Annotated in this window: 15 protein-coding genes; 13 read left to right on the plus strand and 2 right to left on the minus strand. The window is 48.6% G+C overall.

Translation table 11 applies throughout. From position 1 onward, the window contains the following. Nucleotides 1-69: 69 nt before the first annotated feature. A complete protein-coding gene (locus tag FGB90_RS03330; RefSeq protein WP_138809140.1) occupies nucleotides 70-267 on the minus strand; it encodes a hypothetical protein in 198 nt (65 codons plus the stop codon). A gap of 303 nt (nucleotides 268-570) precedes the next feature. Here FGB90_RS03330 and yhfH point away from each other — a divergent pair, with 303 nt between their 5' ends. The 7 genes from yhfH (at nucleotide 571) to FGB90_RS03365 (ending at nucleotide 6323) form a co-directional block, all read left to right on the plus strand. Continuing rightward, on the plus strand, nucleotides 571-702 hold the full coding sequence (yhfH, locus tag FGB90_RS03335) for a protein YhfH (RefSeq protein ID WP_138809141.1): 132 nt from the start codon (nucleotides 571-573) through the stop codon (nucleotides 700-702). Between the two features lie 187 nt (nucleotides 703-889). Then, nucleotides 890-1663, plus strand: a complete 774-nt coding sequence (locus tag FGB90_RS03340; RefSeq protein WP_138809142.1) for a DUF3891 family protein — start codon at nucleotides 890-892, stop codon at nucleotides 1661-1663. Nucleotides 1664-1843: 180 nt separating this feature from the next. Continuing rightward, nucleotides 1844-2368: a type 1 glutamine amidotransferase domain-containing protein gene (locus FGB90_RS03345; RefSeq protein WP_138809143.1), complete on the plus strand. Its 525-nt coding sequence runs from the start codon at nucleotides 1844-1846 to the stop codon at nucleotides 2366-2368. A 49-nt stretch (nucleotides 2369-2417) separates the two neighbouring features. Next, nucleotides 2418-3404, plus strand: coding sequence for an alpha/beta hydrolase (locus tag FGB90_RS03350; protein ID WP_171051679.1), 987 nt, complete (start codon nucleotides 2418-2420; stop codon nucleotides 3402-3404). 214 nt (nucleotides 3405-3618) lie between these two features. Continuing rightward, entirely contained in the window at nucleotides 3619-4302 is a 684-nt protein-coding gene (locus FGB90_RS03355; protein WP_138809145.1) for a cobalamin B12-binding domain-containing protein, read from the plus strand. Next, nucleotides 4271-5026, plus strand: a complete 756-nt coding sequence (locus FGB90_RS03360) for an STAS domain-containing protein (RefSeq protein WP_138809146.1) — start codon at nucleotides 4271-4273, stop codon at nucleotides 5024-5026. Before FGB90_RS03355 ends, FGB90_RS03360 begins: the two co-directional genes overlap by 32 nt. A gap of 379 nt (nucleotides 5027-5405) precedes the next feature. Continuing rightward, entirely contained in the window at nucleotides 5406-6323 is a 918-nt protein-coding gene (locus FGB90_RS03365) for a glycerophosphodiester phosphodiesterase family protein (protein ID WP_138809147.1), read from the plus strand. Nucleotides 6324-6914: 591 nt separating this feature from the next. Here the strand turns inward: FGB90_RS03365 and FGB90_RS03370 are convergent. Further along, nucleotides 6915-8465, minus strand: a complete 1551-nt coding sequence (locus FGB90_RS03370) for a BCCT family transporter (protein ID WP_138809148.1) — start codon at nucleotides 8463-8465, stop codon at nucleotides 6915-6917. A 235-nt stretch (nucleotides 8466-8700) separates the two neighbouring features. On the opposite strand from FGB90_RS03370, the gene queD reads away from it, so the two are divergent. From queD to FGB90_RS03400, 6 genes are all read left to right on the plus strand, one after another. After that, a complete protein-coding gene (gene queD / locus FGB90_RS03375; protein ID WP_138809149.1) occupies nucleotides 8701-9177 on the plus strand; it encodes a 6-carboxytetrahydropterin synthase QueD in 477 nt (158 codons plus the stop codon). After that, nucleotides 9170-9898, plus strand: a complete 729-nt coding sequence (locus FGB90_RS03380; protein ID WP_138809150.1) for a 7-carboxy-7-deazaguanine synthase QueE — start codon at nucleotides 9170-9172, stop codon at nucleotides 9896-9898. Before queD ends, FGB90_RS03380 begins: the two co-directional genes overlap by 8 nt. Before the next feature lie 116 nt (nucleotides 9899-10014). After that, nucleotides 10015-10860 (plus strand): polysaccharide deacetylase family protein, encoded by an 846-nt coding sequence (locus tag FGB90_RS03385; protein ID WP_138809151.1) that lies wholly within the window; start codon nucleotides 10015-10017, stop codon nucleotides 10858-10860. A 225-nt stretch (nucleotides 10861-11085) separates the two neighbouring features. Next, the gene (locus FGB90_RS03390) at nucleotides 11086-12705 is read left to right on the plus strand and encodes a YndJ family protein (RefSeq protein ID WP_171051680.1); all 1620 of its coding nucleotides are present in this window, start codon (nucleotides 11086-11088) and stop codon (nucleotides 12703-12705) included. Next, a complete protein-coding gene (locus FGB90_RS03395) occupies nucleotides 12705-13229 on the plus strand; it encodes a hypothetical protein (RefSeq protein ID WP_138809153.1) in 525 nt (174 codons plus the stop codon). Before FGB90_RS03390 ends, FGB90_RS03395 begins: the two co-directional genes overlap by 1 nt. Before the next feature lie 140 nt (nucleotides 13230-13369). Next, nucleotides 13370-15652: a DEAD/DEAH box helicase gene (locus FGB90_RS03400; RefSeq protein ID WP_138809154.1), complete on the plus strand. Its 2283-nt coding sequence runs from the start codon at nucleotides 13370-13372 to the stop codon at nucleotides 15650-15652. Nucleotides 15653-15893: the final 241 nt, after the last annotated feature.

The raw sequence follows: 15893 nt of genomic DNA on the forward strand, positions 1-15893 counted from the left end.
TTTCCAAAAAAAAACAGGTGTCCCCCTGGGCGGGGGCACCTGTTTTATGTACTGCATTTCATTCGGCTGTTAATCTCGGATCGTGTAATAGATCATAACAATGATTGTTGCAAAAGCCATTACCGCAAGCGGAAGCTGGGTGATCCAGTGTACTGCTTCTTCTTCTCCATTATCTCCACCGTTACCGGCAGCTGCGGCGGTAATGACAGGAGTAAGAAGGGCAACCGCAAAAACAATCATGGATGAGAGCCACTTTTTCAGCGTCATTCTGATTACCTCCTCATCGGACTTTTCATGGGATCTATTTTATTATAGCCCTCACGCCCGTTTAAGGCAAAGGATGTCTGGAAAACGGAAAAAAATTCGGTGTTGGCGGGCGGAAACCGTAACAGTATATCCTCTCTGTCATATAACAATAGTAAATAAGGAAGCTGTTTTGATGAAAATTATCCTTAAGAGGTTTATTAACCGGATTTTTGAGGAAAACAGCTAATAACTGTTCCATAATAATTGTTGTAAAACAGTTGTTGTTATAGTACAATCAAATTAATTACATGAGGAGGGGTTACATTGATTACACCGAGCAAGGATTTTTTTCAGAATCTTCCGCCTAAAGAGTGCTCTAAATGCGGTACCGTAATTGAGGAAATGGCCGATTGCTATTACCATCAGTGTGATGACTGCCTGAAGGAAGTAAAATAACGAATCAGAAAATCCGTTCCGCGAAAAGCCGGGATGGATTTTTTTCTGTAAGCCGTCCGGACAAAAAGGGGCTCTCCTTTAAAATCTCCCTGCAGATTCCCGTCCCGTCGCCGGGCTTAACAGCTGCCGGGTTAAAGGAATCAGGACATGGAGGGAAGAAATAGTGTAAAAGGAGGGAGTGACGATCATGATTGTACGGGAAGAACCGGAAGGACTGACTTTTTTTGAACAGGACAGACATGCGCATATCTCGGGTATATTTGCCGGGTACTGGCGTGATGACCTTTTTATTAACAAAGAAAGAAGGGACAGTGTGATTCTTGCGGTCACCCAGCACGACCGGGGGTGGGCTGAACTGGACCGGGAACTCGTTACCGGCAGGGAAAAAGGAATTCCTTTATCGTTTACGGATTACCCGCTTAAAAAGAAAATAAGCGCCTACAGAAAAGGGGTCGATGATCTTGAACAAACAGATCCGTACAGTGCATTTCTTGTAAGCTGTCATTATGCCTCTTTTTTTGAAGGTAAAGGAGATCCCCATGGACGTGAATTCCTTCATGAGGAAAAGGAGCGGCAGTTTCGGCTTCGTAAAAAGCTTCAGCTCGGACCCGGAGACAGGACAGCCTGCAGGTTTCACTTTGATTTACTCCAGCTCTGTGACAACCTGAGCCTGTATATCTGCATGAACAGGTGGGGAACAGCGAAAGAGGACGAGATCCCCTGGTTTAAAGACGGCTTTCCGCAGCAGCTCGAAAGGCTCGGTGATGAAAAAGTGACGGCTGAGTTTCTTTCACCCCGTGAGGTATCAGTTTCACCCTGGCCATTCTGCCGGAACAGCTTCAACATTTATATTCCGTATAAATATGTGGAAGGAAAAGACGTGAAGGATGCCGGCAGCTGGGAAGCAGCATACAGAAATGCCGAACATGCTGTTTATAATCTGTCTTTTCATAAGAAATAACAGCGTCTGCAGGGCTGTGGGCGCCAAAAAGAGCAGGGAAAAGTTGAACGGTACACGTTTATCCGGTCGAATCCAAGGGGAAATACATAGTCAGAGCGGATTTACAGCATAGTAAGTAGGGAATTAAAGGAAAACCCCTGTCCGCCTGATGTGAATACATAGACGAAAGAGGTGCATTCCATGCGTTTAAAGGATATGAAAGTACTGACTGTTGTGGATGATGAATTTGAAGATCTGGAACTGTGGTATCCGATTTACCGGCTTCAGGAGGAAGGCGCAATCGTACACATTGCAGGTATGGAGGCAGACCATACCTATAAGGGAAAATACGGTGTGCCTGCCAAGAGCGATTACAGTTTTAATCAGATCCAGATTGAAGAGTATTCCGGCATCCTGGTTCCCGGCGGATGGGCACCTGATAAACTGCGAAGATACGATGAAGTTCTTGATATGGTTACCTTTATGGAAGAAGGAAAAAGACCGATCGGACAGATCTGTCATGCAGGGTGGGTCCTGATCTCGGCAGACATTCTGAAAGGAAAGAAAGTGACCAGTACTCCCGGAATCAAACACGATATGATGAATGCAGGGGCCGAATGGGTGAACGAAGGCGTAGTAACAGACGGGCATCTTATTTCAAGCAGGCGTCCTCCTGACCTTCCGGCCTACGCCAGGGCTTTTGCAGATGCTCTGGCAGAACGGTAAAATATTATTCATACAGCTGATTTCATCCTCTGCCGAAAGGAGGGCTGACATGTCCTGGGAACGTGATACAGACTGGACCGGTACCCTGAAATCGAATCTTCCCGATCTCAGTGTAATTGACCCGCATAAAGGTCAGCCGGAACTCGAAAGTTACCTTGATTACTATCAGTACAATATCAGCCGGACAGCAGCTTACCGGTGCGGCCTGGTTAACACTGACCGCTCCTCTGTTTTTGTACAGATTCTAACCCCGCCGAATCCACAGGGCACTGTCCTGCTCGTCCATGGATATATGGACCACTCGGGTGGACTCAGTACCACTGTGAACGGGTTTCTGGAACAGAACTATGAAGTGGTCTCTGTGGATCTGCCCGGACACGGCCTTTCCGACGGGGACAGGGGAGCGATACGCGACTTTTCCCATTACGTGGATGCCATCAGGAGCGGGTGGGAGGCTGCTGCCGATTACCGTGCGCAGGGTCCTGTTTTCGGACTCGGGCACAGTACGGGTGGTGCTGTCCTCTTTCACGGAGTCAGCGAAAACGTGATTCAGCTGGAAGCACTTATGATGGCAGGACCACTGTACCATCCCTATCAGTGGAAATGGGTAAGGCTGCTTTTACCTGTTGCCAGCAGATGGATTACCAGGAAAAAGCGCCGATTTAAACAGAACTCGAAAGACGAAAGATATCATCAGTTTCTAAAACACGACCCTCTTCAGGTACAGGAACTCCCCACCTCATGGCTGATGGCACTGACAGAATGGCAGAAGGACATTCTTTCATGTTCCAATGTAAAAGTACCGGTTTATCTCCTTCAGGGGACGAAAGACACGACTGTGCAGTGGCAGGAAAATGTTGATTTCTTCAGTGACAAATGTGACGATCTTCAGGTGGCCCTCTTTGAAGGGGCAGGCCACCAGCTTCTGAACGAAAAAAAACCGATCAGAGAGCTTGTATTTGACCGTATTGAAACATTTATGACCATGACAGTCCGCGATCAAAGGCAATTACCTGCAGAGAAAACAGGAGACTGAACTGTGTTATTTCCCACGGGCACCACCGGCCACACTTGCGCCAGTGGTGCCGTTTTTTTACAGTATATAGGTCAGCCCTTATTAAAACCGGTAAATATGTGCTAGAATAAAAGAATCTATCATAATTAGTCCAGCAGATTTGAATGACTGAGAGTCATTTAACCGAAAATCAGCATACAGAAACATACACAGACTACACCAGGTAGGTGATCAAGTGAGAAATGAACTGCCGGACTTTGTGGAAGCGATCCTTGACGGAGATCAGGGAAAGTCTTTTGAAATTGTAAGGAGACTCAGGGATAAACATTCCCGTCTCGATATCTATCACAGCCTGATAACACCGGCAATGTATGAAATCGGAAAACTGTGGCAGGAAAACAGAATTACAGTGGCAGACGAGCATCTGGCTACAGGTGTGTGTGATTTTGTACTTTCCCAGACTGAATTTGATCTTTTACAGAAGCCTCTCAGCAGCAGTAAACCGAAAGCCATGTTCTTCTCCATTGAGGATGAGTGGCACCAGCTGGGTATTAAAATGGTATCCATTTTATTTAAGGAACACGGATGGAATGTACGCTATCTGAACGCAAATCTGCCGCTGGACCACGCACTGAACAACGCCAAAGTCTGGAAACCGGAAGTGATCGGCATGTCGATTTCCCTGGCTTACCGTGCACCGGATCTGCCTGAATATATTGAAGCATTTAATAAGCTTCCATCCAGACCCACAATTCTGATAGGCGGCAGGGTGATGTCAAGTTACGACTTATCTTCCATTATTCCCGGCAATACGATGGTGATGAAAGACTTACCTGAATTAAACAGCTGGCTGAAAGTGAAAAAACAAAACAGGCGGGATGGAATAAATGCTCAACCAAATACCTCTTCCTTACATTAAAATAAATTCCCGGTTTGATATCCTTCACGTTTCAGACAGGGCAAAAGAAGAATTCCCGACTGTGAACTCCTTTCTGGATATCATTGACCGGGAAAGCCGGGAAAAGGCAAAAAAAACACTTGAGCGGCGTATAAACAATTTTACCCTTGAGCTCAATCTGCAGACAAAAAACAGCCCTCTGACGCTCTATGATGTCTATGGTCACTGGAACGGTAACGGAGAAGAAGCTCATATCATTACAGTTCTGAAAGACAGCCGGATGGAAAAAGTCGAATCCCAGCTGCTTACGCTGCAGAAAAGACTCCGGAATACAAACTTTGAACTCTACGAAAAAAATGAAGAGCTTGAAGAATCGATCGCCCGCAACAACAGACTTTCAGCGCCATTTATTACTCTCAGTGACAGGGTGGCCCTTGTGCCGGTTTACGGGGACCTTCATGAGGAGAAACTCCTTGCCGTACAGGAAAACATTTATGACGCGGTATATGAAGGGGACTATGAAAAGGTCCTCATTGACTTTACTGGTGTAGGCGCGATCGAAAAAGACGGAATTCACGCTATTAAGGAAATTTTTCTTACCTTGGATTATATGGGTGTAACGGTCATATTAATCGGCATACAGCCTCACCACGCAAGGCAGATGAAAATATACAAAGAAGAATTAAAAATGACATGCATTCATTCTGCCCAGGAAGCTATTAAACGCTTTCTGACAGGGACCTAATAATTCAGGATCACTCACCGTACGCACAGAGTGATCCTTTTGTGTACACACGTGCACGGTTAATTCAAAAGAAAAAGCTGTGTTAGTATAGATTGTTGTTATTGACCAAGTTATTTATGCAGCGAAAGGCGGCGACTCCAGCGACGAGCGTTTACTCCGTGACTAATCTTCGAGTTGCTTCGACGGAGCAGGCTCCGGAGCTTAACTGGGAGAGGAAGAAGCAGGAATTCTTTGGAGGCTGAAGTGTTGCCCGCGGCATAGAAGACACCGTGAAGCATGAACGGATGTCGCACTTGTGCCTGTGGTGAAAGCGTCCGCCTGCAGCGGAATAAAACAACAATTTTTCTGAAAACAGCTAAAGAAAACGGGGGATTGGGCAGTGGGTGAGAGAAAGAACACGTTTAAAAAAAGAGGGAGAAGGGTCCTGTATTTTTTATTTGCCATCCTGTCTGTTTGGTTTTTAATATGGCTTTTTCCTGCAGGAGAGCGGGAGACGAAGCCATTCTTTGAAGGTCTGGATCGTCCGGCAGTGATTGCTCATCAGGGCGGTGAACATCTGGCACCGTCAAATACACTGGAGGCTTTTGAGAACGCAGACCGGCTCGGAGTGGACGTTATTGAATTTGATGTACATGTTACTTCTGACGGTGTGCCGGTTGCCATTCACGATTCCACAGTGGACAGGACAACAGATGGCAGCGGCAAAGTGAATGACCTGACACTGGAGGACATTCAGTCCCTGGATGCCGGCTACTACTTCAGGGACCTTGAAGGGGAGCACAGTTTCAGGGACCAGGGAGTCATTATACCTTCTGTTGAGGAAATATTTCAGGCATTCGGCCATATGAAAATGAATATTGAACTCAAGGCGACGAACGATCGTGACCGGTACGAAGAGCTTGTTCAGAGTGTGTGGGAGCTGATAGCAGAGTACGGGATGGAGAACAATGTTCTTGTAGCCAGTTTTGAGCAGGATCTGATCGACAGTTTTCAGGAGCTGTCCGGTGGAGCCGCTGTGAGCGGGGGCAGGCAGGAAGTCACCAGGTTTGTGGTATTTCATAAACTGTTTCTGAACAGCCTCTACACTCCGCAGGTTGATGCGGTCCAGATCCCGGTTGAAGAAAGTATTTTCAACCTGGCGGACCGCTCACTCATCCGGGGCGCTCATCAAAGAGGGATGGATGTGCACTACTGGACCATCAATGACCAGGAAACGATGCAGAAGCTGATTGATCTCGGGGCAGATGGAATAATTACCGACAGACCCGATCTGCTACTTGAACTGCTGGAAAGGTAGACCGGGAGAGAATTGAAGTGCGGCTGGGACAAAACCCTCTTTTCGCACCTAATCTGGTTTCGGAGAGTCCTATTGTTCGACAACTTTTTGTATTTAATTTAGAGTAAGACGGTTTTTCGTTGATTGTTCAAAAATACACTCGCTTGCCGCGGGCAAGGCTTCAGCTAACCGGGGAAGATCGCCCCGGTGGATCTTCAGCTCTTGCTTTTCCCGCAGGCGTCTCGTGATTTTTGAACAATCAACCGTTAGGATACTTAATACAAAGGCTATGTTAAAGCTTAATGTTTTTGCTTGGAGCGAACGCGTGACACTCCTGCGGGAAGAGCACCGACGGAAGACCCCGCAGGGACGAGCGTTTACATCGTGAGTCCACTACGAGCTGCTTCGACGCAGACACTTCGAAGCGATACTGGAAGAGGAAGAAGCACGCTAACATCTGCGCAGGCTGCAGTGGAGCCCGCGGAAAGGGAGCGCAGTGAGCGAAAAACAACAACAAACTTTAACAGCGCCAATACAAAAAAGGCTCTCACCGGATGGTGAGGGCCTTTCTAATTAGCCTGGTTTTACCCAGTCTCGGTTCAGCTTAAAAGGTCACGATTCGGCAGAACCCCGTTTTTCCCTCGGCTTACGGATTCCCTGTTCCACGGCAAGTTCAGAGGCAACTCTCGGAGCAAGCCAGATCAGAGGAAGAAGGATAAACGACACAGGGACAGCGGTAACAACGATAAAGGACTGAAGGGCATCAACACTTCCTTCTCCGATATAAAGGAGCACCGAAGCTACAGCCCCCATCATGACTGCCCAGAATACACGGAGAACACTCGAAGGGTCCCCGGTACCGGTAACCGCCATGGAAATCGTGTAGCTCATCGAGTCACTTGTTGTCGCCACAAAAATGACTGTCACAATAATAAAGGCGAGCGCAAGTATCCAGCCGAGCGGAAGCTGGGTAACGATGGCAATCATGGAAGCGGGAAGACCGCTTTCATTCAGCGGCCCGGACACCGAACCCGGGTTCGCAAGCTCCAAGTGAATGCCTGTTCCTCCGACGACAGTGAACCAGAAATTCGTCACAACAGGGGCGATGATGGCCACAGCTGTAACGAGCTCTCTTATAGTACGGCCTCTTGAGATTCTGCTGATAAAAATTGCCATCATTGGCCCGTACCCTATAAACCATCCCCAGAAAAACACGGTCCAGAAAGCAAGCCACCCGGTATCCTCACGGTAAAGGCTCATCGGGAGAAACTCTCTCAGGTAAACCCCGTAGGAACCGATGAACTGGTCAATGATAAATCCGCCGGGACCAAGAATAAGGATGGCGACTATGAGGACAAAGGTGAAAATAACATTGAAACGGCTCAAAATCTGGATTCCCCGGTGAATACCGGTAACAGCAGATACGGCCGCAATTCCCACCAGACCGACCACAATCAGCAGCTGGGTGAGAAACGTATTTGGAATACCGAAAAGCGATTCCAGCCCGTAGGCAACCTGAAGACCGAGAAAGCCGATTGGTCCGATTGTACCTGCAGCGACAGCTATAATGGAAAACGAATCAACCATTGTGCCGGTCGGGCTGTTTTTCATCAGCTTTTCACCAAAAACAGGGTACAGGAGAGTGCGGGGCTTTAACGGCATTCCCCTGTGATAGTGTCCATACATGAGAACAATTGCACCCAGTGTACCGAGAATGGCCCATGCCAGAAAACCCCAGTCAAGAAACGAAACGGACAGGGCCGGTGCAATGGCTTCCGGAGTTGCCGGCTCGATTCCTCCAAACATAGGCGGTGTATCAATAAAATGATACATCGGTTCAGCAGCAGCCCAGAAAACACCACCGCCGGCAAGGAGCGTACACATGATAATGGAAATCCACTTAAATGTACTCATTTCAGGTGTTTCCCTCTTACCAAGGCGAATTCTGCCGGCAGAGCTGAATGCCAGCACAACAGCTACTGCGAAAGTAGCGAGCATTAGAATCTGCCAGAAAGCCCCAAAATAGCCGGCAGCAAACCCAAACCCTGCGTCCACCATACCGGCAACAAAATCCACATCAATCAGCGCGGCAGCCACGAATAAAAACAGCAGTCCTCCACTGATTAAAGTAACAGGCCAGTCAAAACGTAATTTGTTATTCAAAACACTTCCTCCAGACTTACTTATCTTTACTATGTATATCGTCTGTAACAGCAGACCCGTTTATACTACTCTCCCTGTTTACCTGTGTAAAGAAAAAATCGTTCAGGCTGGACAGGCAGAAAGTGCAGAAGCAAACAGACCTTTTGCCTGAAGTAAAAACATGTTAGAATAGGGCAGTTGACACGAGGGTTCGAAATTCCCTCCCCTCGCTGTAAAAAACTAGGGAGTGATGAAAATGGAATTCAAAATACCTGACCGGGTCGAAAAGCTCGGAGAGGATATACAGAAAAATGAACTCCGGTATCACCGGAAAAGGGTGGGCATAACAAAGGAATTTACTTTTGATGCCGCCCATCACCTGCACTGCTACGAAGGGAAATGCAAAAACCTGCACGGTCACACGTACCGGCTCGTTGTTACGATCAGCGGGTACGTAAACGAGGTCGGAATCAGCGTTGATTTTGGCGATGTAAAGCGCATTTATGAATATACGATCAAGGACCGGCTCGATCACCGTTATTTAAATGAAGTGCTGCCGAACATGAACACGACAGCGGAAAACATGATTGTCTGGATCTGGGAAGAGCTCGATGCTTCTCTTGAAAGAGAAGGCCTGAAAGCACAGGGGCAGCGTCTGGAAGAGCTCGTTTTATATGAAACACCGACAAGTTATGCCTCGCTGAAAAGGGAGTGGATGGAAGATCATGACTAACTTCGCGCTTCCGGATAAAGAAGAATACCTCGGGTGGAAGGTTCCCATGGTCGAAATCTTTGAAACAGTCGAAGGTGAAGGGACTGCAGCAGGTTACCCTACTGTTTTTGTACGTGTGTTTCACTGCAACCTCCGCTGTCACTGGTGTGATACTCCATACAGCTATGCTCCTGCCAAACCGGAGTTTGAAGCTGAAATTGGCGAGATCATTGATCGGATAAACGAGTTTGACAGCCGTTATATCTGCTTTACCGGGGGAGAACCGCTCATACACGGCAGGAAATCAGCTGCCCTGCTCAAAGCCATGGCAGACATTCCCCGAATTGAGGATATTCACATCGAAACAAACGGCGGAATCGATCTGGAACCGTTTCAGGCGCTTCGGCAGTCAGATCAGGCAGTCGGCAGTAAAGCCCGATTTGTTATGGATTACAAGCTGACCGGTTCCGGTGAAAGAAACCGGATGATTCACAGTAACTTTCCTCTCCTGGAAAGCCGTGATGAAGTTAAATTTGTAATAGCTGGCGATGAGGATTTTTCAGAAGCTAAGGAAGTTGTAGAATCCGAGCACAAAAAGGGGCACGTCCTCTTCAGCCCGGTGTGGGAGTCGATGCCTCCGAAGAAACTGGTGGAAAAAGTGCTTGAACATAAGCTTTCACAGGTGAAAGTCAGCCTGCAGCTTCATAAAATAATCTGGCACCCTGACCAGCGCGGGGTGTAACGTGAGGAGACTGTCCTTTATTGAGGGCAGTCTTTTCCTGTTTCAGCTCCAGCGAATAATATGTCTGTTCAGTTAGAAACTAACAGGGATTATGTTATTTTGGAGGAGCTGACGTTTTGAAACGACTACTGTTATGCTTATGTTTACTGCTGGCGGCTCTGTCAGCCGCCGGAACCTGGGGGTCCGGGGCACATGCAGAAAGCCCTGAGTGGTGGTGGAAAAAAGACCGTACTTCGGAGCAGCCTCCGTTAAGAGGGGGACCTGAAAAAGAGGTTCGGGATCTCACCCCGGTTAACAACAACGTGCTGGCAGCACAGTATCCGGACCTTGTGTTTGTCAAAGGACCCGGTGATCAGAACCGGGTTGCCCTGACTTTTGACGACGGACCAGATCCTGATTACACACCGCTCATTCTTGATGTTCTTAATGAGTTTGATGTTCCGGGAACATTCTTTCTTATGGGAGCCCGGGCAACGGCAAATCCCGATCTTACAAGGCGTGTTTCTGAAGAAGGACATGAAATCGGAAACCATACTTACTGGCATCCCGACCTTGTGGAGGAAGGGGATGTGGAGATCCTTGTAGATGAAGTGCAGCGGACAGAGGAAACGATTGCTGATATTCTCGGGTTTCGCACACGCCTGTTCAGAGCGCCCTACGGGTTTCTTTACGAGGAACTGGTTGAGGAGCTCGGAACCCTTGATTACTCCATTATTGCCTGGGATGTCGACTCCCTTGACTGGGAAGATCTGACGCCGGAGCAGATTGCGGAGAATGTTACTCCGAACGTGGAGCCGGGATCCATTATTCTCATGCATGACGGCGGGGCACCCGAGGCGGACAGAACAGAGACAGCAGAGGCACTGCGGGAAATTATCCCTGAGCTTCGTGAGCAGGGGTATGAATTTGTAACTGTATCTGAGCTGCTGAACGTTCCTGCCACAATGGAAGAAGCACAGTAAAAGCGGGCACCCGGTCATTGCCGGGTGTCTTTTCTGCTGTATTGGGGAAAAAGGCACATACACGACGCAATCGGACAATATGCCGTTTCTGCAGCGTCGTCAACATGCCTTAAATAAGTGCAGTACTGTTGGGAGAATGAAGGAATTAAAGCGGCCGGCAGAGAGTTGGAAGGAGGGCAAGCGATTAAAGTCAGATACAATTTACTGCTTGGGGTGCTGATGTGTGTGGTCTGGTCTGCAGCACGTCCCGGAATCGTCGACACGGCGCTGTCCTTCGCCTTTCTCATCCTCGTCCCCTCTCTTCTTTATCTTGTGGCGACAGATCGGCCGCGGTCAGTGTTCCGGAAAAACCTCCATGCAGCAGCGGCGTATTCTTTCCCTTTTGCGCTTGCCGGCGCCATTTCTCTCGTGCATGAACCGGGCCTCACTGCAGCAGCTGCTGCTTTTATCTGGCTGATATTCACCCTCTGGGTGGCGGGGAACGGAATTATGCGTCTGTTAAACCGTGGTATTGCACAGCCTGACGAAGCACTAATAGACGTGGGACTGACTTTTCTGGCAGTGGGAGGAGTCTGGCTCGTTCTGGCAAGGGCAGGTGCTGCTGAACTGATGCCCTATTCCGCGCTGACTGTGGATCTTACTGCTGTGCATTACCATTACTCCGCTTTTGTTCTTCCGTTGTTCGCCGGTCTGTTTGGCAGGTGGCTGTTAACTTCGGGAGCCGACCGCCACGCTGGAAGACGTGGGAGGTTTACGGTTCTTGCAGTCGGAATTGCGGGAGGATCCCCCCTTGTGGCTCTTGGTATTTCACAGGGCCAGCCTCTTGAAAGAATAACCGTTGCCCTTTATATTGTATTCATTTACTGGCTGTGTCTGTGGGTGATCGTGAACTGCAGACGGATCGGCGGGGCGGCAGGTACATTTGCAGCAGCTGCTTCCATTACGCTCATGATGACCATGGGGTATTCATTTTTGTTCAGTCTCGGACTTTTTATAAATACAGCATTCATCCCGGTGGACGGCATGCTGCGCTGGCACGGAGCGCTCAATGCGTTCGGATTTTCGGTATTCGGCACGTTAGCCTGGTTTTTCGCAAAACCTGAACCTGGATTTGATGAAAAAGGGTTCCCGATCAGCCGGCTGAGGATGAAAGATCTCGTCCGTCAGGAAACTGTTCAGAAAATCCGCTTGGACAAGGCCGTAAAGGCCCCGGGTCTCCTCCACAACTGGAATGACCTTGAGAGCCGTGTTTTTGAAGCGGAGCGGACTGACAGAAAGATCAGGGAGTTCTACACTTCAACTGTCGATTACAGCCTTTATGCGCGGATTAAGTGGAATAAAGAGTGGATGAGGCATGCAGTACGCTTTCTTCAGGGGGAGAAGAGACAGTTTTCACTGCCTCACTCAGGGGTATTTACAATAAAAGGAAGTATATGTGATGTTAATGACAGTGAAGATGGGAGGAAAAATGTAAGAGGATTGGCACTGTGGGATGAGGACTCCGGGTATCCGCTGTCTGCTCCTTTGTTTTATTCCACCCATGAAACAGCCGGTATCGCTTATATGAACATTGCCAATCCGTTCAGGTGTGGAGTCATTACACGTGTATTAAGACCCGGGAACAGCCGGGCCGGGGCTCTCATTCTTACGGGCAGGAGAAGGCAGCACGGCAGCGGGGATGAGGGTTTATATTTTACACTGGGAAAAATGACAGTTAAATTGCCTGTGGAGGAAGAGATTAAGGTGGATCGCTGCGGCAGCGGTCTCAGAGCACTGCATGAGATGACCCTTTTCGGCATATCCTTTCTGAAAATCAGCTATTCCATCACAAGGAGGAGCGACTGATGAAAAGAGCCCGCAGTTCATTTGATGATGCTCATCTTGCTGTGTTAAAGGCCTGTGCAGGAAAAACGCTCATCTCTGTGGACGCACGCCAGATTACATGTTTTCACAGCAGAAGTTACGGAGAGGACTATAACTTTTTCTCTCCTGTGATACTTCATTTCGGGAAAAAGGATTATCTGATGTTTGAACCCGGCGAGGATGAAAACGAGGATCGGGTGCTGACGGTGGCCAGCCGGAATAATCCTGCTCCGCTGAATTTTGAAACAGACGAATACGGGAACCATGAGAAAAAAGACATAAGCGGCATTATGGTATTTAAGACGATTCTGAACGTAACGGTATACGCATTCGGCAATGAAGAAGCAGAAGGTGTACAGACGCTTGATACGGCTGTTCTGTTTGACCTTGAGGATCACAGCTCACTCTGTTTTTCCCCTGTTGCCTACGGGACAGGACTATGTGTCAGTGAATCTCTGATTGCACAGAAACTTGAACATTCGTACCCGCGGTGGTCAGCACGGTAATAGTAAATGAGGCGAACCGGCAGCGTCCGGTTCTTTTCTGTTCCCAAATTGGAGAGGTAATGACAGGGTGACAGGACCTTGAATCTTTTCATGCAAACACATATTCGCTATACTGAAATTCAAGAGAGGAGCGGTCGAACATGTTTGGAAAAAAAGATCTGCATGCCCTGTTAAGTGAACTTAAAGCAGACGAGAACGTCACTTACTGGCATGAAATTGAAGAAAAGCGGGCAAGGACGGTTCCTTTTCCCGAGTCCATCGATCCGAGGCTGAAAGAGGGTCTCAGACGAAAAGGGATTGAACGGTTATATACCCACCAGGCGAGGGCGTTTGAGGCTGTCAGACGGGGGGAAAACGTTACGGCTGTCACTCCTACAGCATCGGGTAAAACGCTCTGCTATAACCTTCCTGTGCTCCAGAAGCAGCTGGAGAACCCCGACAGCCGAGCGCTGTATCTGTTTCCTACCAAAGCGCTGGCACAGGATCAGAAAAGCGAGATCAATGAACTGATCGATGATATAGATGTAAATGTAAACAGCTATACATATGACGGGGATACTCCCGCAAACATCCGACAGATGGTGCGTAAATCCGGTCATATTGTCATTACAAATCCTGATATGCTTCATGCGGCGATCCTCCCCCACCATACCAAGTGGATCAGCCTGTTTGAAAATCTGGAAACCGTTGTAATTGACGAACTGCATACGTACCGCGGTGTTTTCGGGTCGCATGTGGCAAACGTAATCAGAAGGTTAAAACGGATATGTGCCTATTATGGAAGTGATCCGAAGTTTATCTGTACGTCAGCAACGATTGCAAATCCTCAGGAATTGAGCCGTGAACTTACCGGGGAGGATATTACGCTGATTGATAACAACGGTGCTCCAAGAGGCAAAAAACATTTTATTTTCTATAATCCTCCTGTCGTTAACAGGCAGCTCAATCTCAGGGAAGGAGCCACGAAGGCTGTAAACCGGCTGGCTGCAGAATTTCTGAAGCAGAATATCCAGACAATCGTGTTTGCCAGAAGCCGGGTGCGCGTGGAAATTATTCTGAGCCATCTCCAGGAGCTCACAAAATACAGTCTCGATCAGAACAGAATCCGGGGCTACCGGGGCGGCTATCTTCCCAATCAGCGCCGGGAAATTGAACGGAGTCTGAGAAGAGGAGATACCCTCGGGGTTGTCAGTACGAATGCCCTTGAGCTTGGGGTGGATATTGGTCAGCTTCAGGTCTGTATTATGACCGGTTATCCGGGCTCGGTGGCTTCCAGCTGGCAGCAGGCAGGCCGGGCAGGGCGGCGTCAGGATGAATCGGTCGTACTCATGGTCGCCAGTTCATCGCCGATCGACCAGTATATTTTTTCAAACCCTTCATTTTTCTTTGAAGGTTCTCCTGAAACAGCGAGGATCAACAAGGATAACCTGATTATTCTGGTTGACCACCTCAAATGTGCGGCCTACGAACTTCCCTTTTCAAGAGGCGAGCAGTTTGATGGAACCGACGTGGAGGAGATTCTTGAATTCCTTGTGGACGAGCGGGTTCTTCATGCTCAGAAAAGCCGCTTTTACTGGATGAACGATTCCTTTCCGGCCCACAATATCAGCCTGAGGTCAGCAGCTCAGGAAAATGTGGTCATTATCGATCAGAGTGAGGTGGCAAATCACCGCGTGATCGGGGAAATGGATACGTTCAGTGCGCTGACACTGCTGCACGAGGAAGCAATCTACCTTCATGAAGGCACACAGTTTCAGGTTGAAATGCTCGACTGGGACGAGAAAAAAGCTTTTGTGCGGGAAGTGGATGTGGAGTACTTCACTGATGCGAACCTTGCAGTTAACCTGAAAGTGCTCGAAGCCGATCACGAGAAGGAAGCTGAGTACGGAACGGCCGAATTCGGTGACGTAATGGTAACGGCCATGGCAACAATCTTTAAAAAGATCAAGCTGGAAACGTTTGAGAACATCGGCTCCGGCCCCATTCACCTTCCGGAACAGGAACTGCACACCCAGGCTGTCTGGCTTTCGTTTTCAGATGACCTTGTGCACAAGTGGGGAGAGAAAACTCTTGAAGAGGCACTTGGCGGTCTTGCCCATGTCTGGCAGCACGTAGCGTGTGTGAACGTAATGTGTGACAAAAATGACCTCCACGCTGTTCCGCAGATTAAAGCCATTCATTCTGAACGCCCTGCTGTTTTCCTTTATGACCGGTACCCCGGAGGGATCGGGCTTTCGGAACAGGTATACAAAAACCTTGATGAGACCCTGGCTCAGGCCGAGGCCTTTGTCCGCTCGTGCCGGTGTGAAAAAGGGTGTCCAACCTGTACAGGGACAGCTTCGGTGGGGTTTGAAGATGATTTACCGTCACCGAAAGCCATGGTTCTGAAACTGCTCAAAGGGAAACGGGAAGAGAGGCACTGAAAGAAATAGGGGCGACGACCTTTCGTTCATTAAAGCTGTTTTCGGAAAGATTGCTGTTTTATTCCGCTGCAGGCGGACGCTTTCCACGGGCAGCTCTTCAGCCTGCCGGGGGAGAACCTCTGCTTCTTCCTCTGCATAATTAACTTGGTCAATAACAACAATCTATAAGAACACTGCCTAATTAAAAGAGCCATGGCTCCGCCCGCTTCAGTCCGACCGTAAAGAGCAGCGGCCGAACGGA

This window comes from Alteribacter natronophilus, from assembly GCF_006007885.1.
GTDB classification, from domain to species: Bacteria; Bacillota; Bacilli; order Bacillales; family Salisediminibacteriaceae; genus Alteribacter; species Alteribacter natronophilus.

Excerpts from the sequence above, each read along its gene's own strand:
- FGB90_RS03340 (WP_138809142.1), top strand. The coding sequence starts at position 890 with ATGATTGTACGGGAAGAACCGGAAGGACTGACTTTTTTTGAACAGGAC.
- FGB90_RS03345 (WP_138809143.1), top strand. The coding sequence starts at position 1,844 with ATGCGTTTAAAGGATATGAAAGTACTGACTGTTGTGGATGATGAATTT.
- FGB90_RS03395 (WP_138809153.1), top strand. The coding sequence starts at position 12,705 with ATGAAAAGAGCCCGCAGTTCATTTGATGATGCTCATCTTGCTGTGTTA.
- FGB90_RS03360 (WP_138809146.1), top strand. The coding sequence starts at position 4,271 with ATGCTCAACCAAATACCTCTTCCTTACATTAAAATAAATTCCCGGTTT.
- FGB90_RS03350 (WP_171051679.1), top strand. The coding sequence starts at position 2,418 with ATGTCCTGGGAACGTGATACAGACTGGACCGGTACCCTGAAATCGAAT.
- FGB90_RS03400 (WP_138809154.1), top strand. The coding sequence starts at position 13,370 with ATGTTTGGAAAAAAAGATCTGCATGCCCTGTTAAGTGAACTTAAAGCA.
- FGB90_RS03330 (WP_138809140.1), bottom strand. The coding sequence starts at position 267 with ATGACGCTGAAAAAGTGGCTCTCATCCATGATTGTTTTTGCGGTTGCC.
- queD (WP_138809149.1), top strand. The coding sequence starts at position 8,701 with ATGGAATTCAAAATACCTGACCGGGTCGAAAAGCTCGGAGAGGATATA.
- FGB90_RS03380 (WP_138809150.1), top strand. The coding sequence starts at position 9,170 with ATGACTAACTTCGCGCTTCCGGATAAAGAAGAATACCTCGGGTGGAAG.